Below are 21,257 nucleotides of genomic sequence, written 5' to 3'. Positions count from 1 at the left end.
CTGATTCCTCCGTGGTGTACCGAAACTGTGCGCCATATATAAAAGTATACCTGCAATAGAGAGCACAGCGGTGGCGAGTTATGAATTCGAGGTGGCTTAAGCGGAATTGCAGGCGATATGGGGAGCTGTGTCAACCGGCGTGCAAGATGATGCGGGCAAAACGAAAGGCCCTAGATTTTCGGGTTTTCAATCCGTTTTTCCAGAGCCTCAGGATGGAAAGTTTTTATTCTTTCCACATCTTTAATATACGCCTTATCTGGCTATACTGTCAACCTGCCAGCCAAGGTTTCCGGCGTTAACGGGAGATATATTTTCATGCTCAATAACAGCTCCGGATCAAGGGACAACCACTCTTTGCTGCCTCACATAGTCTTCAGTCATGGCAAAGAAAGCGGTCCTTGGGGGACCAAAATTACCCACCTTGCCGCTCGTGCGAAACGTTGTGGTTGCAGTGTGCAGAGCATTGACTACACCTGTACCACCAATCCTGACGAACGGGTGGAGATACTGCTCGACTCCGTTACTCCGACCGACAAGCCATTAATTCTCGTGGGATCAAGCATGGGAGGCTATGTGTCGGTGGTGGCGTCCCGGGTTATCCGTCCCCGGGGGCTCTTCCTGTTGGCCCCGGCACTCTATCTCCCGGGGCATGGTGTACAAGAGCCAGTGCCGTTTGCCGAGACGATCGAGATCGTTCACGGCTGGGGTGATGACATCGTTCCGCCTGAGAATAGCATCCGGTTTGCCCGCCTGTACCGGACCACTCTGCATATGATTGATGGAGACCATCCTCTCAATGGACAAGTTGACGTGATTGGGGAGTGGTTTGAAAGATATTTGAAAGCGCAGTAGCGTTCCAAGCGCTTCTGCTGAGTATAAATCTGGTTGACAATTCAGTGTTACTGTAATAATTTTAACAAAAATAAAAAAATGTTTTATTAAACCATCTGGGATGCGCTGGAATTCTTTTTTGCAATTCAACGCCGAATGACATAATTATAATAACTGCAGTCATTAGAACTTAGAGGCAGTAGATTGGTATGCGTTTTATGACTGACGTTAATCACATAATGCGTAATGGATTGGAGATACTTTCAAATCCAGAAAGACTATGGATTGTTGTTCTCGATGAGAATCTCAGGATAGTTTCGTCCAATTATCCATGTAAGTCCTTAGCAGATATAAGCCCAGAGGAACTCACCGGAAAACCTTTGGAAGATGTTGATGGGTTCCATGACCTTTGTCTTCTTATTGACAAAGGGTTTTGTTTCAGCTCTCAGCTGTTTAAGGCTTTTGAGCAGAATCTGGTTTGCGATTACGAACCTATTGAAGAGGACAATAAGCCTGTTGGTGGAATATTAAGTATCAGAAAAACTTGTCTGGATGAGTCTCAGTTCTTTCCTTTGAGTGAAATCATTGAAATCATAACTAAAGATGCGGATATCCAAAAGGACGGGGTGATCATCGTCAATAGGGAAGGTGTGGTAACGATGGTCAATAGGTCCTTTGCAGTATTTGTTGGCACACTCCCTCAAAACCTGATCGGCAAGCATTGTCTGAAAACTTACCCTGCGTACTCAAATTCCAAACTTTCTCGTTTGCCGATTGTGATGCAGACCGGGATTGCCGAAATAGGGGTACCACACCTGATTAGCGGCCGGGATTGGATCGTGAGTCGCTATCCTCTGACGAAGAATGGAAGGGTGATAGGCGGATTTGGTAAAATTCATCATGATGAGAAGGCTCAGGTGCTTTCGGATATTTCTATACAACCGCTTGTCCAGAATATTGATGCTGCCAAACTTGCTGTAGCGTTTAAGAAACGTCGCGATCTTCGTTATGATGTCCATAATATTATTGGTCAGAGCAAGATCATGCTGGATCTCAAAGGCAGCCTGCTTCAGGTGGCAGAAAGGGGGTCCAATGTCTTGCTGATCGGGGAAAGCGGTACGGGCAAAGAGCTTTTTGCCCATGCCCTGCATGCAGCCAGCAAACGCAGCAGTGGCCCATTCGTCGAAATCAACTGCGCCGCTATTCCTGAGAACTTACTCGAGTCGGAATTGTTCGGATATGTTGAGGGGGCCTTTACTGGCGCGAAAAAAGGAGGGCAGGTCGGCAAGTTCGAGCTTGCTCATGCCGGAACCATTTTTCTCGACGAAATAGCCGAGTTACCCCTCCATATGCAGGGGAAACTGTTGCGTGTGCTACAGGAAAAAGAGCTTTCTCCGCTCGGAAGTACCAAAACTAAGCATGTTGATGTCAGGGTCGTGGCCGCAACTAATGCCGACTTGCAGTACCTGGTCAATAACGGTAAGTTCCGAATGGATCTTTACTATCGCCTCGACATTATGACACTCCACATCCCACCTCTTAGGGAAAGGGCTGAGGATATATTTCTGCTCACCAAGCATTATATCGACAGCTTCAACGCCGAGTTCGGTCTGGATGTTCAGGATTTGGCACCGGATGCCTGGTTGGCAATCAAAAACTACAATTTCCCCGGAAACGTTCGTGAACTGCGTAACATCATCGAACGCGCATTCAATTCGGTTACGGGCGCCCTGATCGAATTGAAGCACCTACCGAACTATATTGTCCAGCCACCCTCCCATTATTCCCTCCCTGCATTAGAGTTGCCTGCACCAGTCGATTTTGACGAGAGTCTTGGGAAGAAAACCCTGCCGGAAATGATCGAAGAACTGGAGAAACAGCTCATCGAACGGGCCATGAAACAAACTGGTGGTAATAAAAACGAAGCAGCAACCCTGCTGGGCATCTCACGAGCGGCAATCTATAAAAAAACACAGAAATACAATCTATAATAGATTCAGTTCAATCTATCCCTGCCAATTTATTTCCCCGTCATTCACGTGCCGTTTCGTACTGCTCCAAGTTGATTCACATCTGTGTGGACATGGGAGCCCAGTGAACGAATTCGCACTTACTATTGTTTGTCCACGATCGTAGACTAAATTCTACAAACATCGACACAAAATCCACGAAGCAAGATCCGGTTTGTTCGCAGAGTAATCCCTTTAGAAATGAAAATAAATATAAAGCCTAGTATAAACAGTATGTTGTTCATTTATTGGCATTTGATATAAATAAAACTACGTTCTGGCACGTCATTCGCTATCTGTTCGATATCAGAATGATACGACAGTCCAACATTAGTACATCAAGAGGGTCAAAGAGTTCCTTGCTGGCAGCTGTCCCTTCTGTCTCATCATGTTCGAAACGGAATCAAGACCTGCAACCACGAAGTGGAATTGGTGGTTAAAGACCTTGCTGAAATCGTTGCTGCACGACTCTGGGAAGAATCTGTGCGGGTTTGCTGCCGTATTCCTTTCGTTGCTGTGATTCAAGGGGTGGGACGCCACCCCGGTGTTTTCCATGTAGCAGATGAAAAGCCAGCGACAGTGAATAGTGGAAATTCGATACGCAAATAACAAGGAGAGACCAATGAAGAAGACAGTGATCGTTAGCGCGGCTCGTACTCCATTCGGGAAGTTCGGTGGCGCTCTGCAAAGTGTATCTGCAGTCGAATTGGGGGGCATGGCCCTTAAAGGAGCGCTTGAGCGTTCAGGATTGGCGCCCGAGCAGGTTGAGCATGTGTACATGGGGATGGTCCTCCAGGGAGGAGCCCGCCCGATCCCATCCCGTCAGGCATCGAGGCATGCAGGTCTCCCCTGGGAGACAACCTCAGAGACCGTCAACAAACTATGCGCTTCTGGTCTTCGGGCGGTCTCCATGGCGGATCAACTGATCCGCGCAGGCGGAGCGGATATCGTCATGGCTGGCGGAATGGAGAGCATGAGCAATGCCCCCTACCTGCTGACCGGGACGAGGTGGGGGCAGAGAATGGGGGATGGCAGGGTCCACGACACCCTGCTTTATGACGCCCTGAACTGCGCCTTCCACGACAGGCACATGGCTGTCCATGGTTCGGTGGTGGCAGCAGAGTACGGCATCTCCCGCGAGGAGCAGGACGAATGGGCATTGAGAAGCCAGCAACTTGCCTGCAAGGCAATCGCCCTGGGAAGATTTGCCGAGGAAATCGTACCCGTCCTCATTCCCCAGCGCAAAGGAGAGCCGGTGATGGTCAGCCAGGATGAAGGGCCGCGGTCGGACACGACCCTGGATGGCCTGGCGAAGCTTCCGCCACTGTTTATTAAAAACGGTACGGTGACCGCCGGCAATGCCCCCGGCGTCAATGACGGGGCCGGCGCCTTGCTCCTCATGAGCGAAGAAAAAGCACGGGATCTCGGCCTTACGCCGCTGGCGACCATTGTCGCCAATGCCATGGTGGGTGCCGAGGCCGCATATATTGCCACCGTTCCGGGTCTGGCCGTCAACAAGCTGTTGGCGAAAACAGGGCTGAACATCGACCAGGTAGACCTGATCGAGGCCAACGAGGCCTTTGCTGCGGTCTCCCTGGTAAGCGGCAGCATTGCCGGCTGGGACAGCAACAAGGTCAATGTCAACGGAGGTGCCATTGCCCTGGGGCACCCGGTCGGCGCGAGTGGCGCCCGCATCCTGATGAGTCTGATTTTCGAACTGCGGCGCCGGGGGGGCGGACGCGGGATTGCCACCATCTGCAGCGGTGCCGCCCAGGGGGATGCCATGCTGGTTGAAGTGAAGTAGCTGCTCACGGCCGACAACAGGGAGAGGAAGCTTATGGAATTCGAAAATCTGCTGGTCGAACGCAGCGATGGCGTCGCAATCGTCACCATCAACCGCCCCAAGGCACTCAACGCCCTGAATGCCGGGACCCTGGAGGAGCTGCTCAGCGCGGTCACCAACCTGGAGAAGGATGAGCAGGTCAAGGCCATCATTCTTACCGGCTCGGGTTCCAAGGCCTTCGTTGCGGGGGGGGACATCTCCTTCATGCAGAGCCTCCAGCCGATCGCAGCCCGGGAGTTTGCACACCTTGGACAGAAGGTATTCGGCGTCATCGAGGCCCTGGCGAAACCGGTGATCGCCGCTGTCAACGGTTTCGCCCTAGGCGGCGGCTGCGAACTGGCCATGGCCTGCGACTTCCGTCTGGCAGGTGAAAACGCCAGGTTCGGCCAGCCCGAGGTAAATCTGGGAGTCATCCCCGGCTTTGGCGGCTCACAGCGCCTGCCCCGTCTGGTCGGCAAGGGGCGGGCAAAGGAGCTCCTTTTTACCGGCGACCTGATCGATAGCCGGGAAGCGTGGCGCATCGGGCTGGTGAACCGGGTGGTGCCGCAGGAGGCACTGCTTGCGACCGCCCGGGAGATCGCCCGAAAGATTGCCGACAAGGGACCTCTGGCTGTCCGCCTTTGCAAGCATGCGGTCAACAACGGGCTGGAAATGGAGAGCGAAAAAGGATGCGCCTATGAAGCGGAGTTGTTTGCCCTCTGCTTCGCCACCGAAGACCGGGCCGAGGGGATGAGGGCCTTTATCGAAAAACGACCGGCCACGTTTCTGGGCCGCTGACAGAAGGAGGATGGCATGTATCTGGAGCTGACCGAGGAGCAGAAAATCATTCAGGAAACGGCGCGCAACTTCGCTGCTGCCGAGTTGGAGCCGGTTGCCGCGCAACTCGACCGAGGCGGCGATCGGCAGATTTATCTCGATAACCTGAAAAAGCTGGCTGAGCTAGGGTTTATGGGGCTCAATGTCAAGGAGGAGTACGGCGGGGCTGAGGCCGGGGTCGTGGCATTCAGCGTGATGATGACGGAGATTGCCCGGGCCTGCGCAGCCACCGCAGTGACCGTTACGGTCAACAACATGGTCAGCGAGGTCATTCAGGCCATCGGCACAGAGGAGCAGAAAAAGAGGTATATCCCCAAGATCGGTTCCGGGGAGTACCTGGCCGGGGCCTTCGGGCTCACGGAACCGGGGGCAGGCTCCGACCCGGCCGGAATGACTACAACAGCGGTGCTTGACGGCGACGAATGGGTACTGAACGGCAGCAAGATATTCATCTCCAGTGCCCCCTATGCCGGTGTGTTCGTAGTCTGGGCGGTGACCGACAGGGACGCGCCCAAAGGGAAAGGTATCAGCTGCTTCCTGGTGGAACCGTGCATGCCCGGCTTCGTTATCGGCAAGGCGGAGAACAAGATGGGACAGCATGCCTCCTCCACCAACGAGATCATTTTCCAGGATTGCCGCATCCCCAGGGGTGCCCTGATGGGGAAACTGAACGATGGTTTCCGGATCGCGGTGACCGAATTGGCCGGTGGCCGTATTGGGGTGGGTTCACTCGGGCTCGGTATCGGTCTGGCGGCAATGGATTTTGCCACCAGATATGCCTCTGAGAGGTCGCAGTTCGGGCAGAAGATCGCCAACTTCCAGGCAATCCAGTGGAAGATCGCCGACATCTACACGGAACTTGAGGCAGCAAGGTTGCTCCTCATGAATGCTGCTTTCCGGAAGGAGCAGGGGAAGCCATTTGCCAAGGAGGCCTCCATGGCCAAGATGTACGCAACCGAGGCGGCGAACCGGGCCTGTTGCGAGGCACTGCAGATACTGGGCGGTTACGGCTATACCAATGATTTTCCCGTTGAGCGCTTCTATCGCGATGCGCGGATCACCACCATCTACGAAGGGACCAGCGAGGTACAGAGGATGATCATTGCCAGGGAGACACTGAGGCAGTTTTCCTGACGAATGGTCTTGTTCCGGGACGATGTAAAAGGGATGAAGGGAGACGTTATGAAAAACAAGAAAATTTCCATACAGGAAGCGGCTGAACTGGTCAGGGACGGCAGCCGTCTTACCTTTGCCGGATTCACCATCTGGCGCAAGCCGTTTGCCGTGGCCTACGAACTGATCCGCCAGCAGCGCCGGAATCTGCACCTGATCGAAGTTGGCGGCGGCTCGATCAGTGATTGTCTTATAGGGGCCGGCTGTGTCGGCGTTTACGAGTCGTGCTGGGTTGGGCACGAGCTGTACGGGAAATATGGCGCCAACCTTTCCCGCAAGGTCAAGAACAGAGAGATCATCATGGAGGATTACAGCCATGGGGAGATGGTGTTCCGATTCGCCGCCGCCGCGGCCGGGATGCCATTTGCGGTCAGCCAGTCATCCCTGGGAACCGACATCCACAACCCCGAGTACGACATGCTGGGCCGGGCCGGACTGCGCGATGGAATAAAGAATGCCCGTTCCAAGTACCAGTACATGGATGACCCCTTCTACAATGGTGGCAAGTATGTACTACTGCCCGCAGCCAAGGCCGATGTGGCGGTGCTGAGCGTGCAGCAGGTTGGCGAGGAAGGTACGGTACGCATCAAGGGGCAGTACTATTCCGACCCGATGGTTGCCCGGGCGGCAGACATCACCATAGCCATTGCCGAGGAGATCGTCCCGGAATCGTATCTGCGCCGGGACTCGCACGTGAACACAATCCCGAGTTTCGAAGTCGATTATATCGTGGAATGCCCGTGGAGTGCCCATCCATCGGGGATGTTCGGCCGTTACGATGTCGACGGGGATTTCCTGCGCAACTTTTTCCAGCAGACCCGTTCCCAGGAAGGATTTGATGCGTTCGCCAGAGAGTGGATTTTCGGGCTCGACCACGACAGCTACCTGGAAAAGCTCGGCGTCTCGCGTCTGCAGCGGCTGCGGGCCAACACGGCCCTGAACTACAGCACCAACAGGGGAAGGGGGAAATAGCCATGAGCTTGAACAGCGACTATGCAACACCGGAAGAATATGGGCTGGCGGATCTTCTCTGCTGCGCTGCCGCTCGCGAGGTACAGGACAACGAGGTAGTATTTGCCGGCACCGGGCTCCCCATGGTTGCCATCCTCCTCGCCCAGCGGACCCACGCTCCGAACCTGAAACTCATCTTCGAGGCCGGCACGCTGGACGGGCGCCCGCCCGAGATCCCCACCTCAGTGGGGGATGCCCGCTGTGAGGTCGGCTCATCTCTCGCCTCCGGCCTGTACGACGCCTTCAGCGTCGCCCAGCGCGGCTACGTGGATCTCGGCTATCTGGGCGGGGCCGAGGTGGACGAGTACGGCAATGTGAACACCACATGCATCGGCGATTATCTTAATCCGGAACTGCGCCTCACCGGAAGCGGCGGCAATCCGGACATCAACTCCTTTGCCAAAAGAACGGTTTTTATCATGCTTCACGAAAAGCGGCGCTTCGTGGGGAACGTAAGCTATATCACGAGCCCGGGCTGGCGCCTGAAAAACTGGCCGACGGGTGAATGGGTGCACCGGCGTGAGATGTACGGCGCGGCATTCTGTGGTGGTCCATCGGCAGTCATCAGCACCCTGGGTGTATTCCGCTTTGCCGAGGATACCGGCCGAATGTATCTGGATACCTGCCATCCGGGGACCACGGTGGAGCAGATCCGGGAGCAGTGCCAGTTCGACCTGGATGTCACCCGTGTGTCCGGGGAAACAGCACCCCCCACCAGGGGAGAACTTCATCTCATCCACAACGTCCTTGATCCGGAGGAAATATTTATTCCCAAAGTGAAAAACGGTAATGACCGCGGCTGAGGGATAATACAGCATGGCAACGGCGCAGGACCCATTATCACATCCTAGGCAATTCCCCTGGCGCAAGCGAACGATGCGAGCCAGTAGGAATAGACAGGGAACGGAGAAACCATGGAATATATCGACGGCATACGTGTACTCAATCTTGCGGTAAACCTTCCTGGCCCTGCTGCAGCGCGCAAACTTCAACAGTTTGGAGCAACGGTGACCAAGGTCGAACCCCCAAGCGGGGATCCATTAGAGCAGTACCATGCGGGCTGGTACCGGGACATGGCCAAAGGCCAGACGATTGTCACAATCGACCTGAAAATGGCCGAAGGGCACGCCAGACTTGACGAGCTTCTAGCCGGGACGGACCTGCTCATTACCGCTACCAGGCCTGCGGCTCTGGAGCGTCTCGGACTCGGCTGGGCGGAACTGCACCAGAAGTATCCCCGCCTGTGCCAGGTTGCGATCGTCGGTTACCCGTCGCCGCGGCAGAATGAGGCAGGGCATGACCTGACGTACCAGGCGACCTTGGGACTTCTGAATCCTCCCCATATGCCGCGCACTCTCATGGCCGACATGGCTGGCGCCGATCAAACAGTGGGCAGAGCCCTGGCCCTGCTCCTGGCCCGTGAGCTGGGCAACGGGAGCGGCTACGCCGAGATAGCCCTTTCGGAGGCCGCGGCGGAGATGGCAGAGCCTCTCACGTATGGCACCACTATGCGGGGGGCGCTTCTTGGGGGAGGCATTCCCGAGTACAACGTCTATGCTACGAGCGAGGGCTGGGTGGCGGTAGCGGCGCTGGAGCCCCATTTCAAGATGCGCCTGGAGGAATCGCTCGGAGTAAGAACCATCGAGGAATACCGGACCGCTTTCGGGCAAATGAACGCCGACTACTGGCAGGAGTGGGGACGGGAAAAGGACGTACCCATAGTTGTTGTCCAATAATCGTTGGATACGTGCTCAAGTAATTCAAGACGGAAAGGAAGGGAACAATGCAAATCAGCAAAGCTACATTTATCATCACCGGCGCCGGATCAGGTCTTGGAGCCGCGACTGCCCGTTCTCTGGCAGCGGCTGGCGGCAATGTGGTCATAGCCGATGTGAGCAGTGAAGCTGGAGAGAACATAGTTAGTGAACTTGGCGCCAGTGCCCGTTTCGTCCAGACCGACGTTGCCAGCGAGGAGAGTGCGAAGTCATGCGTTGCCGCCGCAGTGGCGACCTTTGGTGGCCTGCATGGCCTGATAAATTGTGCCGGGATTGCGCCCGCGGAAAAGGTCGTGGGCAAGGAGGGGCCCCACCGGCTGGAAACCTTTACCCGCTGCATCACCATCAACCTGATCGGTACCTTCAACATGATTCGCTTGGCTGCTGAGGCTATGCTGAAGAATGAACCAAATGAGAACGGCGAACGGGGAATTATCATCAACACCGCGTCCATTGCTGCATTTGAAGGTCAGCTGGGGCAAGTGGCGTATGCTGCCTCCAAGGGGGGAATCGTTGGCATGACCCTTCCCATTGCCCGGGAGTTTGCCCCGAAAGGGATTCGCGTCATGGCCATAGCCCCTGGGATATTCGACACGGCAATGATGGCCGCCATGCCGGAAAACGTTCGCGATTCGCTGGCGCAGATGATCCCTTTCCCTTCACGTTTTGGCAAGCCCACTGAGTATGCTTCCCTGGCGTGCCATATCATCGAGAACGTGATGCTCAATGGCGAAGTTGTTCGTATAGATGGCGCAATAAGGATGGGGGCACGCTGAACAAATATTGGCCCATTCTCGGGCTTGGCCGATGAACTTGGGGATTGTATCGCGAAACTCTGTGGATGCCGGCTGGAAGATATTCCATGAACGATAGGTCGGTCAGACTGGCAATTACCTGCTCCTTAAGGTTTACATGGCCTGCGGAGCCCAATAGACAGAAAAAAGGACTTGGTCCATAAGGCCAAGTCCTTTCTTTCCTGACGCGATTCTGATTGAACTTCTCAGGGACGTTCTGTTGTCCCCATCAGGTAGCGGTCGCACTCCCGTGCCGCGCCGCGCCCCTCGTTGAGGGCCCATACCACAAGGCTCTGGCCCCGGCGGCAGTCTCCGGCCGCGAAGACTCCGTCAACGCTGGTGGCGTACTTCCCCATGTCAGCCTTGATGTTGCTGCGCGGGTCACGCTCGACTCCGAGAGCCGCCGGGAGTTCCTGCTCGGGCCCCAGAAACCCCATGGCCAGCAGGACCAGAGTCGCCGGCCGAATCTGCTCGGTCCCCGGTACCGGCGTGGGTACAAACTGCCCCTTGTCGTTCTTGCCCCAGGCAACCTGTACCGTATGAACCGCGGTGACGTTGCCATCGGCATCGCCCGCAAACTTTGTCGCCGTGGTCAGAAACAGTCGCGGATCGGCACCGAACTTTGCCGCGGCCTCTTCCTGGCCGTAGTCTGTCTTGTGGGTCTTTGGCCATTCCGGCCAGGGGTTGTCATCCGCCCGGGTCTCGGGTGACCGCGGCATGATTTCCAGCTGCACCGCTGATCTGCAGCCATGACGCAGCGAGGTGCCGACACAGTCAGTGCCGGTATCGCCACCGCCGATGATCACCACATCCTTATCCTTGGCGGAGATGCAGTCGACGCCTTCGCCCAGAATCGCCCTGGTGTTGGCGGTGAGGAAGTCCATGGCGAAGTGGACTCCTTTCAGTGACCGCCCTTCGATCGGGAGGTCCCGGGGAAGGGTCGCGCCGGTTGCAAGGATCACGGCGTCGAACTCGCTCCGGAGCTTTCCCACGGGATAATCGGCAGTCCCGATGTTCGTGTTGCAGACAAAGCTGATCTTTTCCTCCTCCATCAGCTTAATGCGGCGGAGCACCACTTCACGCTTGTCCAGCTTCATGTTCGGGATGCCGTACATCAGGAGTCCGCCGGGAAGGTCGGCCCGTTCGAAAACCGTTACGCGGTGTCCGGCCCTGTTGAGCTGCGCCGCAGCTGAAAGCCCGGCGGGACCGGATCCGACAACCGCGACGCTTTTGCCGGTGCGGATCTTTGGAAGAACCGGCGTTATCCATCCCTCCTGCCAGCCGCGCTCGACAATGCTGACCTCTATATTCTTGATGGTTACCGGAGGTTCGTTGATGCCGAGGGTGCATGACCCTTCGCACGGCGCGGGACAGACCCTGCCGGTGAACTCCGGGAAGTTGTTGGACCGGTGCAGGCGATCCAGGGCCTGACGCCAGAGCCCCCGGTAGACCAGGTCGTTCCATTCCGGGATCAGGTTATTTATCGGGCAGCCGCAGGCCATGCCGCTCACCAGCATGCCGGTGTGGCAAAACGGCACACCGCAGTCCATGCAGCGTGCCCCCTGGGTGCGGAGCCTTTCTTCCGGCATATGCAGATGGAACTCATTCCAGTCGTTGATCCGTTCCAGCGGCTCCCGGTCTGCAGGGAGTTCGCGGTCATATTCCATGAATCCGGTTGGTTTTCCCATAGTCGTTTTCCTGTCACATTGTAGGGGCGGCGTATGCCCTCGTTTTCGGTTAATTCTGCAAAGACGCGAGCAGTGAGTACCTAGTACCACATCGGTCAATGTCCGCTTTGTGCGTTCTCCTCGAAAGCGGCGGCCATCGCATCATCTCCGCTGAGGCCGGATGCCGTGGCCTTTTCCAGCGCCAGCAGTACCCGTTTGTAATCCGTCGGCATGACTTTGACGAATTTGCGCGCATAGGTTCGCCAGTTGAGCAGGACTATCGTCCCCCTGGCGCTGCCGGTACGTTCGACATGCTTCTCGATCATGGCCTTGAGCGTTTCCAGGTCGTTGTCGTCCAACGTCTCCAGAGCGACCATCTCACTGTTGCAGGAGTCTTTGAACGCCTCGAACTCGTCAAGCACGTAGGCGGTTCCGCCACTCATGCCGGCGGCGAAGTTGCGACCGGTCGCGCCCAGGACAACCACGGTGCCGCCGGTCATATATTCGCACCCATGGTCGCCGACACCTTCCACGACCGCATTGACACCGGAGTTGCGGACGCAGAAGCGTTCCCCGGCAATGCCGTTGATATAGGCACTGCCGCTGGTCGCACCATAGAAAGCAACGTTGCCGGCAATGATATTCTCTTCTGCCTTGAATTTCGACGCGGCGGGAGGACGGAGGATGATGGTGCCGCCGCTCAAACCTTTCCCCAGGTAATCATTGGCGTCACCCGAAAGCTCCAGGGTCATCCCCTGCGGGATGAAGGCACCGAAACTCTGTCCGGCCGAGCCGTTGAAACGGAGGCTGACGGTGTCGTCGGGGAGGCCGTCGGCGCCATGGGCGCGGGTAATCTCATTGCCGACAATGGTGCCGACAACCCGGTCGATATTGGTTATGGGAAGCTCGGCCGAGACCTTTTCCCTGTTCTCGATGGCAGGTTTGCATATTTCCAGCAGCCTGGTCATGTCGATCGATTTTCCCAGGCCATGATCCTGGGTTTCGATGCAGTAGCGACTCCCCTTGATCCCCATGTCCGGTTGATAGAGGATGTTGCTGAAATCAAGCCCCTGGGCCTTCCAGTGGGCAACGGCCTTCTTCGGCTCCAGCCGGTTGGCGCGGCCGACCATGTCATTGAAGGTGCGGAAGCCGAGTTCCGCCATGATCTCCCTGACCTCCTGGGCCACGAAGCGCATGAAGTTGACCACGTACTCCGGCCTGCCGGCAAACTTTGCCCGCAAAACCGGGTCCTGCGTAGCGACGCCGGCGGGGCAGGTGTTGCTGTGACAGACCCGCATCATGACGCAGCCCAGGGTTACCAGCGGCGCGGTGGCGAAACCGAACTCCTCCGCGCCAAGCAGGGCGGCGATAGCTACGTCACGACCGGTCTTGAGCTGGCCGTCAACCTCGACAATGATCCGGCTGCGCAGGTCGTTCAGAACCAGGGTTTGGTGGGTTTCAGCCAGGCCGAGCTCCCACGGGAGGCCGGCATGCTTGATGCTGGAGAGCGGCGATGCGCCGGTGCCGCCGTCATAGCCGCTGATCAGCACCACGTCGGCGTGGGCCTTGGCGACCCCGGCGGCAATGGTGCCGACCCCGACCTCGGAAACAAGCTTGACGCTGATCCGGGCACGGCGATTGGCATTTTTCAGGTCGTGAATCAGTTCCGCCAGGTCTTCGATGGAGTAGATGTCGTGGTGCGGCGGTGGCGATACCAGCCCGACGCCGGGGGTGGTGTGACGGGTTTTGGCAACCCATGGATAGACCTTGTGCCCGGGCAGTTCGCCACCTTCGCCCGGCTTGGCCCCCTGGGCCATCTTGATCTGCAGTTCAGAGGCATTGGTGAGGTAGTTGCTGGTAACGCCGAAACGGCCGGAGGCCACCTGCTTGATGGCGCTGTTCTTGGAATCGCCACGCTCGTTGGTCCAGGTGAAACGGGCCGGGTCTTCTCCCCCCTCGCCGGTGTTGGAGCGGCCGCCGATCCGGTTCATGGCGATGGCCAGCGCTTCGTGCGCCTCCTGGCTGATGGAGCCGTAGGACATGGCACCGGTCTTGAACCGCTTCATGATCTCTTCGACCGGTTCAACCTCTTCAATCGGCACCGGCACACACGTTTCGGTGTTGAAGTCAAGCAGGCCGCGCAGGGTGTACAGCCGTTCGTTCTGGTCGTCTATCAGCGAAGAAAACAGCTTGAACTCGTTATAGTCATTGGTACGGGTTGCCTTCTGCAGCGACTGGATGGTCAGCGGATTGAAGAGATGTTCCTCCCCCTCCTTGCGCCACTGGTAGTTACCGCCCGGATCCAGGGTCGGCTCGGCAGCTACCCGTTGCGGATAGGCCTTGCGGTGCCGGGTCAACTGCTCCTCGGCAATGCCGTTCAGGTAGATCCCCCCGATCCGGGACGGTGTCCAGGTAAAGTACCTGTCGATCACCGACTGATGGAGCCCGACCGCTTCGCAGATCTGAGCACCTCGGTAGCTCTGCACGGTAGAGATCCCCATCTTGGCCATGGTCTTGACGATCCCCTTGATGGATGCCTTGACGAAGTTCTTTACCCCCGTCTTATAATCGATGCCGGGGAGCATCCCCTGCTTGATCATGTCGTCAATCGACTCGAAGGCCAGATACGGGTTGATGGCAGTGATGCCGTATCCCAGCAGCACGGCAAAGTGATGCACTTCGCGGGGTTCCCCCGACTCCAGCACCAGGGAGACGCGGGTTCGGGTAGCCGTTCTGATCAGGTGGTGATGCAGGCCGGCAACCGCAAGCAGGGCGGGAATCGCGGCATACTCCTCGTTTATCCCCCGGTCGGAAAGGATCAGGACGGTCGTGCCGGACTCAATGAACCTGACCGCGGTACTGAACAGGCTTTCAAGGGCTTTCTCCATCCCTTCGGTACCGTCAGCAGCCTTGAAGAGCAGGGTCAGGGTGGTGGTCTTGAACCCGGGCTGATTGAGGTGCCGCAGTTTTTCAAACTGCTCGTTGGTAAGGATCGGATGCTCAAGCCTGATGACGCGGGCGCTGGTGGCTGAGGGCTTCAGCAGGTTGGACTCCGAACCGATCCTGACTGTCGTCGAGGTGATTATTTCCTCGCGTATCGGGTCGATCGGGGGATTGGTTACCTGGGCAAAGAGCTGCTTGAAGTAGCTGTAGAGGAGCTGTGGCTTTTCGGACAGCACCGCCAGCGGCGTGTCGGTCCCCATTGATCCCAGCGGCTGCACGCCATCGTTGGCCATGGGACCCAAAATGACCCGCTGGTCCTCATAGGTATAGCCGAAGGCCTGCTGCCGTTGCAGCAGGGTGGCGTGGTCGGACTCCTGCACCCGGGGTGCATCGGGCAGATCCTCCAGCAGCAGGTGGTTCACTTTCACCCAGTCGCCGTACGGTCGGGCCGAGGCCAGCTCCTTCTTGATCTCTTCATCGGGTATGATCCGCCCCTGTTCGGTATCCACCAGGAACATTCTTCCCGGTTGCAGGCGACCTTTCTGGAGCACCTTTTCGGGTGGTATCTGCAGAACGCCCGCCTCAGAGGCCATGATGACCAGACCGTCGTCGGTGAGGTAATAACGGCATGGCCTGAGGCCGTTTCTATCCAGCACCGCGCCGATAATGCGGCCATCGGTGAATGCCAGCGCCGCCGGCCCGTCCCACGGCTCCATCAGGCAGGAGTGGTACTCGTAAAAGGACCGCTTTTCCCGGCTCATCTCCTGGTGGTTTTCCCATGGCTCGGGCACCATCATCATGACCGCGTGGGGGAGGGAGTACCCGGACATCGTCAGCAGTTCCAGGCAGTTGTCGAACATGGCCGAATCGGAGCCGTTGGTGTTGATGACCGGCAGTGCCTTCTTGATGTCGTCGCCGAACAGTTCGCTATTGAAGAGCGACTGGCGGGCATGCATCCAGTTTACGTTGCCGCGCAGGGTGTTGATCTCGCCGTTGTGGGCCAGCAAGTGATACGGGTGCGCCCGGTCCCAGCTCGGGAACGTGTTGGTGGAGAAGCGGGAATGTACGATGGCGAGGGCGGTTTCCATTGCCGGGTTGCGCAGGTCGGGATAGAACTGGTCCAGCTGCGTCGGCATCAGCATCCCTTTGTAGATCAGGGTTCGGGTCGAAAAGCTGGAAACGTACCAGTAGGGATCGACCTCCGTGTCGCGGATTTCATGGATGGCACGCTGGTTGACGACGTAAAGCTTGCGGTTGAACGCCTCCTCGTCGGCATAGGTCGCGTCTCTTTTGAAGAATATTTGCCGAACCTTGGGCTCCCCGGCCTTGGCGGTGTCCCCGAGAGAGGAGTTGTCCGTCGGCACCTCGCGCCAGCCGATGACCTCCAGTCCCTCCTCGGTTATGATCCGCTGGAAGATATGGCGGGCACTGCTTTGCTGCGTCGACTCCGGAGAGGTGAAGAGCATGGCAACGCCGTAAAATCCAGGGGGAGGGAGTTCGATGCCCAGCTGTGGGCAGACCGTGCGCAGAAAGGCATCGGGCATCTGGATGAGGATACCGGCTCCGTCACCGGTATTCGGTTCACTGCCGACAGCGCCGCGGTGATCGAGGTTGGCCAGCACGGTTATTGCCTGTTGTACGATCTCATGGGACTTCTTTCCCTTGAGGTTGGCCACAAAGCCGACGCCGCAGGCGTCATGCTCAAACCGGGGATCATACAGACCTTGTTTGGGGGGTAATCCAATAGTTTTCATGTGCAACCTTTGTGAGTTGTTGATCGCTTAGTTGGTCTTCCGTTTCGGAAGTCTAAGAGTGGTTCGCATGGAACGTGCCAGATGTTTGGAATGGTTTTGTGTTCCAATAACTGATGCCAAATCGAGGTGTTATGTTGAATGAATGGTGTCATGGCATATTGAGATGGTACAGTCATTGTTTGAATTGAGTTGTTTGTGTACACAGTTGAGTGCGCCACTGGTTTTCTGGGCAATGTAAGAGCCTCGTCGGGAATGGCATATGCAGGTGGTCTGTGACTTAAACATTGTGTTTGCATTCAGAGCCGTCTGGGACTATTCTTTATCATAAGCCATAACGACTAGAAAACGAGTCATTCAGCGTTGAGATAAAGTTTAATGACTCAATAAAGAGGTGCTATGAACTTGTATGCCATGACTGATGCGGCCATTGAAAAGGAGGTCGGCCGCCGACTCAAAGAATTGCGCCTACGCAAGAACCTTACCCAGGTCGAGCTTGCGGCCGCTGTATCGGTGGCCAGGGCCACTATTGAACGACTCGAAAACGGAAACGGTAAGATATCAACTCTCATTGCTGTGCTGCGGGAACTGGGCCAACTCGACAATTTTGACCTGTTAATCCCGGACCAACCGGTAAGCCCCCTGGTGCTGGCAGAACGACTAGGAAGGCAAAGAGAACGGGCGGGCAAGAAACGTGCTCCCAAGCAAGCTGCAGAAACAGATTGGTAGGAGAGACCCATGCCACCGAATAGGACAGCGAAAATTTATCTGTGGGGGAAGCTAGTCGGTGCGGTCGCGTGGATGGAAGACCGCGGCCATGCGGCGTACGAGTTTGATCCGGCCTTTCTCAAAAAAGGATGGGATATCTCCCCCTTGCACCTTGGAATCGAATCGGCGGCCGGACAAATTTTTACGTTCCCAGCTCTCAACAAGGTTACCTATATGGGACTTCCCGGGTTCCTCGCTGATGTTTTGCCGGATAAGTTCGGGAATGCCATCATAGACGCTTGGCTGGCCCGCCAAGGCAGCGGCGTGCAGAGCTTTGGTCCGGTGGAAAGGCTTTGCTACACTGGCAAACGCGGCATGGGAGCGTTGGAATTCGCTCCACCGATCAATCATAACCTTAACAAAGCTGTTCCTGTAGAAATTGAAGCATTGGTCAGCCTAGCTCAGGATGTAATGCATACTCGAGAAAAGCTGGACATCACGCTGGGGGACAATGAGGCGGCCAACGCAGAGGCCATGCTGGACATCCTCCGTGTCGGGACCTCGGCCGGCGGCGCCAGGCCGAAAGCCATTATAGCGATGAATGACAAAGGACGCGTGATCTCAGGTCAGACCGACGTCCCCCAAGGCTATGAGCACTGGCTGCTCAAGTTCGACGGCGTTACGGATCTGGAACTGGGTGAGCCAAAAGAATTTGGGCGCATCGAGTTCGCATATCACCTGATGGCACAGGCGGCCGGGATCGAGATGACTGAATGCCGCCTGTTGGAGGAAACCGGGCGAGCGCATTTCATGACCAAGCGTTTTGACCGTGATGGCCGCAAGAAGATCCACATGCAGACGTTGTGCGGGATAGCCCACTACGATTTCAACATGGCCGGCGCTTATGGCTATGAACAGGCTTTCCAGGTCATGCGAAGGCTAAGGCTGCCCAAGTCAGATGCCATCCAGCTCTTCCGGAGGATGGTATTCAACGTTCTGGCCCGCAACCAGGACGACCACACGAAAAACATCTCCTTTCTGATGGATCAGACGGGGACTTGGCGGCTCTCTCCTGCCTACGACGTCACCTACGCTCATAATCCAGCTGGCAAGTGGACGAACACGCACCAGATGTCCATCAACGGGAAGCTTGACGGCTTCACGATAGAGGACATGGCAATTATCGGGGAATCAATACGACTATCGAACCCGAAAGCGATCGTGTCCGAGATAGCTGGGACGGTGGACCGGTGGCCGGAATTTGCCAAACAAGCCGGTCTGCGTACCGACCTTGCAATCATGATCGGCCAGAACCATCGCAAGCTTTCACCCCGGTAATACGCATGCACGGGGCTTTAGCAGAACGCAGAAAACGCCGACTCAACCCAGCTGAAACCTATTTTTTCTTGCTCGCGCCGCAAATTCTGACGAGTTCGGTTGTCCCGCACAAGACTGGACTGGGTTTGAATGTCAAGACTCGGCGAGTTGAGAAATTACTTCGCTGCCGGAGCTGCTTCAGCAGGCTTAGCTTCTTCTTTCTTCTCGGCTTTCTTTGCCTTCTTTGCTTTTTTGGCTTTCTTTGCCTTCTTAACCGGAGCTTTTTCTTCTTTCTTCACGTCAGCGGCAGCAGGAGCAGCAGGAGCAGCAGCCGGCTCAGCGGCGCAAACGATACCGGCGAAAGAAAGAGCAACGATAGCGGCAACGAGGGTGGAGAGAACTTTTTTCATGTGTGAATCCTCCGAGAGTTTAATTTAAAATAAAGGTGTAGCATATGACATGCCAAAGATTTGTTGTTTGGTAACTTGCTGAAATACCGCAGCATTGCGAGGCTGAGCCAAATGTGCCAATGGCACGGCCACCTGATAAGCTCCAGAGAATACCTCATTTGCGGTTATCTCCTTAAGATAAAGTTGCATGTTGGCAGAGGTTGCTCCCACTCTTGAGAAATCGTGTTTGTCCATATCCAACTTGTCTCTAACTGGGTCCGTGCTGAGAAAAAGAGCGTCCCTGGTGAAGTTGGCAAGAGTCATTGAGGTGTCCACTATTGACGACCAACATCACTTAATTTTACGCCTATATTTGAACCACAATATCATCCCGAGTTACTCCACCGTAACGCTCTTGGCCAAATTGCGTGGCTGGTCCACGTCGGTCCCCTTCAGGACGGCGACGTGGTAGGAGAGGAGTTGGAGCGGCACGGAGAGGAGGATCGGCATCACCGCTTCGCTGGCGTCCGGGACCTCAAGGACCACCTCTGCCTTCTTGCGGATCTCCTCGTCTCCCCGGGTACAGATGGCGATGACCCGGCCGCCGCGGGCGATGACTTCCTCCATGTTGGAGGCGACCTTTTCGTAGGTGGCGTTTTTCGGCACCAGCACCACCACCGGCATGTTCTCGTCGATCAGGGCGATCGGGCCGTGCTTCATTTCGCCTGCCGGATATCCCTCGGCATGGATGTAGGAAATCTCCTTCAGCTTCAGCGCCCCTTCCAGGGCGATGGGATAATTCATGCCGCGGCCGAGATAGAGGAAATCCCGGGCGTTCATGTAACGGCGGGCCACCTTCTCCACCTCGGCATCCAGCGTGAGGGTCTCTTCCAGCAGGGTGGAGACGTGGAGCAGATCGGCCAGCATCTGCTGTCCCCTGGCCTGATCGATGGTTCCCCGTGCCCGGCCGAGCCGGACGGTGAAGAGGTAGAGCGCCACCAACTGGGTAACGAAGGCCTTGGTGGAGGCGACCCCGATCTCGGGACCGGCATGGGTGTAAATGACGCCATCCGCTTCCCGGGCAATGGAGGAGTCGACCACGTTGCAGATGGCGATGGCTTTGGCGCCGCGGCCATGCGCCTCGCGCAGGGCCGCCAGGGTGTCGGCGGTCTCGCCGGACTGGGAGATGAGGATGACCAGGGTCTTCTCGTTGACCACCGGGTTGCGGTAGCGGAATTCCGAGGCAATGTCCACTTCGACCGGGACGCGGCCGTGCTCTTCGATGAGGAATTTCCCCACCAGGCCGGCATGCCACGAGGTGCCGCAGGCGATGATGCAGATCCGCTCCATCCCTTTCAGCGCCTCGGCAGAGAGCCGCAGGTCTTCGAGGAATACGTCCCCGTCCTCTTCCCGCAGCCGGCCGGTGATGGTGTCGCGGATGGCGCGGGGCTGCTCGTAGATCTCCTTGAGCATGAAATGCTTGTAGCCACCCTTTTCGGCCATGAGTGGGGACCAGTCGATATGCCGCGGCTTCTTCTCCAGCGGCGCGCCGGCGATGGTGGAGAAGGCGGGGACGCCGTTTCGGAAAAGCACCAGTTCGCCGTCTTCCATGAACACCATCTGGCGCGTGTGGGACAAAATGGCCGGGATGTCCGAAGCAACGAAATACTCGCCCTCGGCCAGCCCCACCACCATGGGCGATCCCTGTTTGGCGGCGATCAGGGTCTCCGGCTCCAGCTTGCAGAGGATGCAGACAGCAAAGGCGCCGCGCAACTCCTGCAGCGCCTGCCGGACTGCCCGTTCAAAGTCGCCGGTTTCTTTCAGCCGCTCGTCCACCAGGTGGGAGATCACCTCGGTATCGGTCTCGCTCTTGAAGATCCGGCCGAGCCCCTTCAGCCGTTCCTTCATCTCCAGGTAATTCTCGATGATACCGTTGTGGACCACGATGATGTCGCCGGCCTCGTGGGGGTGGGCGTTCCTCTCCGACGGGCGGCCATGGGTGGCCCAACGGGTATGACCGATACCGATGGTGCCGGACAGCGGCTTCTGGGTCAGGAGCCGCTGCAGATTGACCAGTTTCCCCTCGCTGCGGACGATCTCGGCGCAGCCGTCCTGAATGGTGCAGATGCCGGCCGAGTCGTACCCCCGGTATTCCAACTTCTGCAGTCCTTCCAAAATAATCGGAGTGGCCTGCTGCCCTCCGACGTATCCCACTATTCCGCACATAATA

The 21,257-nt window shown here is 56.9% G+C and carries 16 protein-coding genes; 11 read left to right on the top strand and 5 right to left on the bottom strand.

Annotated features, from left to right (window positions below; translation table 11 throughout):
* Positions 1-453: 453 nt before the first annotated feature.
* From JN12_RS00555 to JN12_RS00515, 9 genes are all read left to right on the top strand, one after another.
* Positions 454-852 (top strand): alpha/beta hydrolase, encoded by a 399-nt coding sequence (locus JN12_RS00555; RefSeq protein ID WP_246125679.1) that lies wholly within the window; start codon positions 454-456, stop codon positions 850-852.
* 188 nt (positions 853-1,040) lie between these two features.
* Positions 1,041-2,822: a sigma-54 interaction domain-containing protein gene (locus JN12_RS00550; RefSeq protein WP_246125678.1), complete on the top strand. Its 1,782-nt coding sequence runs from the start codon at positions 1,041-1,043 to the stop codon at positions 2,820-2,822.
* Between the two features lie 640 nt (positions 2,823-3,462).
* Positions 3,463-4,644, top strand: coding sequence for an acetyl-CoA C-acetyltransferase (locus JN12_RS00545; protein WP_145017014.1), 1,182 nt, complete (start codon positions 3,463-3,465; stop codon positions 4,642-4,644).
* A 33-nt stretch (positions 4,645-4,677) separates the two neighbouring features.
* The gene (locus tag JN12_RS00540; protein ID WP_145017012.1) at positions 4,678-5,460 is read left to right on the top strand and encodes an enoyl-CoA hydratase-related protein; all 783 of its coding nucleotides are present in this window, start codon (positions 4,678-4,680) and stop codon (positions 5,458-5,460) included.
* A gap of 15 nt (positions 5,461-5,475) precedes the next feature.
* The gene (locus JN12_RS00535; protein ID WP_145017010.1) at positions 5,476-6,633 is read left to right on the top strand and encodes an acyl-CoA dehydrogenase family protein; all 1,158 of its coding nucleotides are present in this window, start codon (positions 5,476-5,478) and stop codon (positions 6,631-6,633) included.
* A gap of 48 nt (positions 6,634-6,681) precedes the next feature.
* Complete coding sequence (locus JN12_RS00530; RefSeq protein ID WP_145017008.1) at positions 6,682-7,644, top strand: CoA transferase subunit A; 963 nt, start codon at positions 6,682-6,684, stop codon at positions 7,642-7,644.
* A gap of 2 nt (positions 7,645-7,646) precedes the next feature.
* Complete coding sequence (locus JN12_RS00525; RefSeq protein ID WP_246125676.1) at positions 7,647-8,486, top strand: CoA-transferase subunit beta; 840 nt, start codon at positions 7,647-7,649, stop codon at positions 8,484-8,486.
* A 111-nt stretch (positions 8,487-8,597) separates the two neighbouring features.
* Positions 8,598-9,419, top strand: coding sequence for a CoA transferase (locus JN12_RS00520; protein ID WP_145017006.1), 822 nt, complete (start codon positions 8,598-8,600; stop codon positions 9,417-9,419).
* Positions 9,420-9,466: 47 nt separating this feature from the next.
* Positions 9,467-10,234 (top strand): 3-hydroxyacyl-CoA dehydrogenase, encoded by a 768-nt coding sequence (locus JN12_RS00515; RefSeq protein ID WP_145017004.1) that lies wholly within the window; start codon positions 9,467-9,469, stop codon positions 10,232-10,234.
* A 224-nt stretch (positions 10,235-10,458) separates the two neighbouring features.
* On the opposite strand, the gene JN12_RS00510 is transcribed toward JN12_RS00515, so the two are convergent.
* Positions 10,459-11,940 (bottom strand): glutamate synthase subunit beta, encoded by a 1,482-nt coding sequence (locus JN12_RS00510; RefSeq protein ID WP_145017002.1) that lies wholly within the window; start codon positions 11,938-11,940, stop codon positions 10,459-10,461.
* Between the two features lie 95 nt (positions 11,941-12,035).
* Positions 12,036-16,616, bottom strand: a complete 4,581-nt coding sequence (gltB, locus tag JN12_RS00505) for a glutamate synthase large subunit (protein ID WP_145017000.1) — start codon at positions 16,614-16,616, stop codon at positions 12,036-12,038.
* Between the two features lie 396 nt (positions 16,617-17,012).
* Between gltB and JN12_RS00500 the strand changes: the two genes are divergently transcribed.
* Positions 17,013-17,342, top strand: coding sequence for a helix-turn-helix transcriptional regulator (locus JN12_RS00500; RefSeq protein ID WP_145016998.1), 330 nt, complete (start codon positions 17,013-17,015; stop codon positions 17,340-17,342).
* Between the two features lie 9 nt (positions 17,343-17,351).
* The gene (locus JN12_RS00495; RefSeq protein WP_145016996.1) at positions 17,352-18,659 is read left to right on the top strand and encodes a type II toxin-antitoxin system HipA family toxin; all 1,308 of its coding nucleotides are present in this window, start codon (positions 17,352-17,354) and stop codon (positions 18,657-18,659) included.
* A 155-nt stretch (positions 18,660-18,814) separates the two neighbouring features.
* Here JN12_RS00495 and JN12_RS00490 read toward each other — a convergent pair whose 3' ends face one another.
* The 3 genes from JN12_RS00490 to glmS all read right to left on the bottom strand — a co-directional run bounded on the left by JN12_RS00490 (position 18,815) and on the right by glmS (position 21,253).
* Positions 18,815-19,048: a hypothetical protein gene (locus JN12_RS00490; RefSeq protein WP_145016994.1), complete on the bottom strand. Its 234-nt coding sequence runs from the start codon at positions 19,046-19,048 to the stop codon at positions 18,815-18,817.
* A 24-nt stretch (positions 19,049-19,072) separates the two neighbouring features.
* Positions 19,073-19,351 (bottom strand): hypothetical protein, encoded by a 279-nt coding sequence (locus JN12_RS00485; RefSeq protein WP_145016991.1) that lies wholly within the window; start codon positions 19,349-19,351, stop codon positions 19,073-19,075.
* 72 nt (positions 19,352-19,423) lie between these two features.
* Entirely contained in the window at positions 19,424-21,253 is a 1,830-nt protein-coding gene (gene glmS / locus JN12_RS00480; RefSeq protein ID WP_145016989.1) for a glutamine--fructose-6-phosphate transaminase (isomerizing), read from the bottom strand.
* Positions 21,254-21,257 lie beyond the last annotated feature (4 nt).

It is taken from the genome of Geobacter argillaceus, from assembly GCF_007830735.1.
Classification (GTDB): domain Bacteria; phylum Desulfobacterota; class Desulfuromonadia; order Geobacterales; family DSM-12255; genus Geomobilibacter; species Geomobilibacter argillaceus.
The sequence above is the reverse complement of the archived record's forward strand: the minus strand, read 5'-3'. Positions and strand labels throughout refer to the sequence as shown.

Coding starts and splice junctions, on each gene's coding strand:
- JN12_RS00550 (WP_246125678.1), top strand. CDS start 1,041: ATGCGTTTTATGACTGACGTTAATCACATAATGCGTAATGGATTGGAG.
- JN12_RS00545 (WP_145017014.1), top strand. CDS start 3,463: ATGAAGAAGACAGTGATCGTTAGCGCGGCTCGTACTCCATTCGGGAAG.
- JN12_RS00540 (WP_145017012.1), top strand. CDS start 4,678: ATGGAATTCGAAAATCTGCTGGTCGAACGCAGCGATGGCGTCGCAATC.
- JN12_RS00535 (WP_145017010.1), top strand. CDS start 5,476: ATGTATCTGGAGCTGACCGAGGAGCAGAAAATCATTCAGGAAACGGCG.
- JN12_RS00530 (WP_145017008.1), top strand. CDS start 6,682: ATGAAAAACAAGAAAATTTCCATACAGGAAGCGGCTGAACTGGTCAGG.
- JN12_RS00525 (WP_246125676.1), top strand. CDS start 7,647: ATGAGCTTGAACAGCGACTATGCAACACCGGAAGAATATGGGCTGGCG.
- JN12_RS00520 (WP_145017006.1), top strand. CDS start 8,598: ATGGAATATATCGACGGCATACGTGTACTCAATCTTGCGGTAAACCTT.
- JN12_RS00515 (WP_145017004.1), top strand. CDS start 9,467: ATGCAAATCAGCAAAGCTACATTTATCATCACCGGCGCCGGATCAGGT.
- JN12_RS00510 (WP_145017002.1), bottom strand. CDS start 11,940: ATGGGAAAACCAACCGGATTCATGGAATATGACCGCGAACTCCCTGCA.
- gltB (WP_145017000.1), bottom strand. CDS start 16,616: ATGAAAACTATTGGATTACCCCCCAAACAAGGTCTGTATGATCCCCGG.
- JN12_RS00500 (WP_145016998.1), top strand. CDS start 17,013: ATGAACTTGTATGCCATGACTGATGCGGCCATTGAAAAGGAGGTCGGC.
- JN12_RS00495 (WP_145016996.1), top strand. CDS start 17,352: ATGCCACCGAATAGGACAGCGAAAATTTATCTGTGGGGGAAGCTAGTC.
- JN12_RS00490 (WP_145016994.1), bottom strand. CDS start 19,048: ATGAAAAAAGTTCTCTCCACCCTCGTTGCCGCTATCGTTGCTCTTTCT.
- JN12_RS00485 (WP_145016991.1), bottom strand. CDS start 19,351: ATGACTCTTGCCAACTTCACCAGGGACGCTCTTTTTCTCAGCACGGAC.
- glmS (WP_145016989.1), bottom strand. CDS start 21,253: ATGTGCGGAATAGTGGGATACGTCGGAGGGCAGCAGGCCACTCCGATT.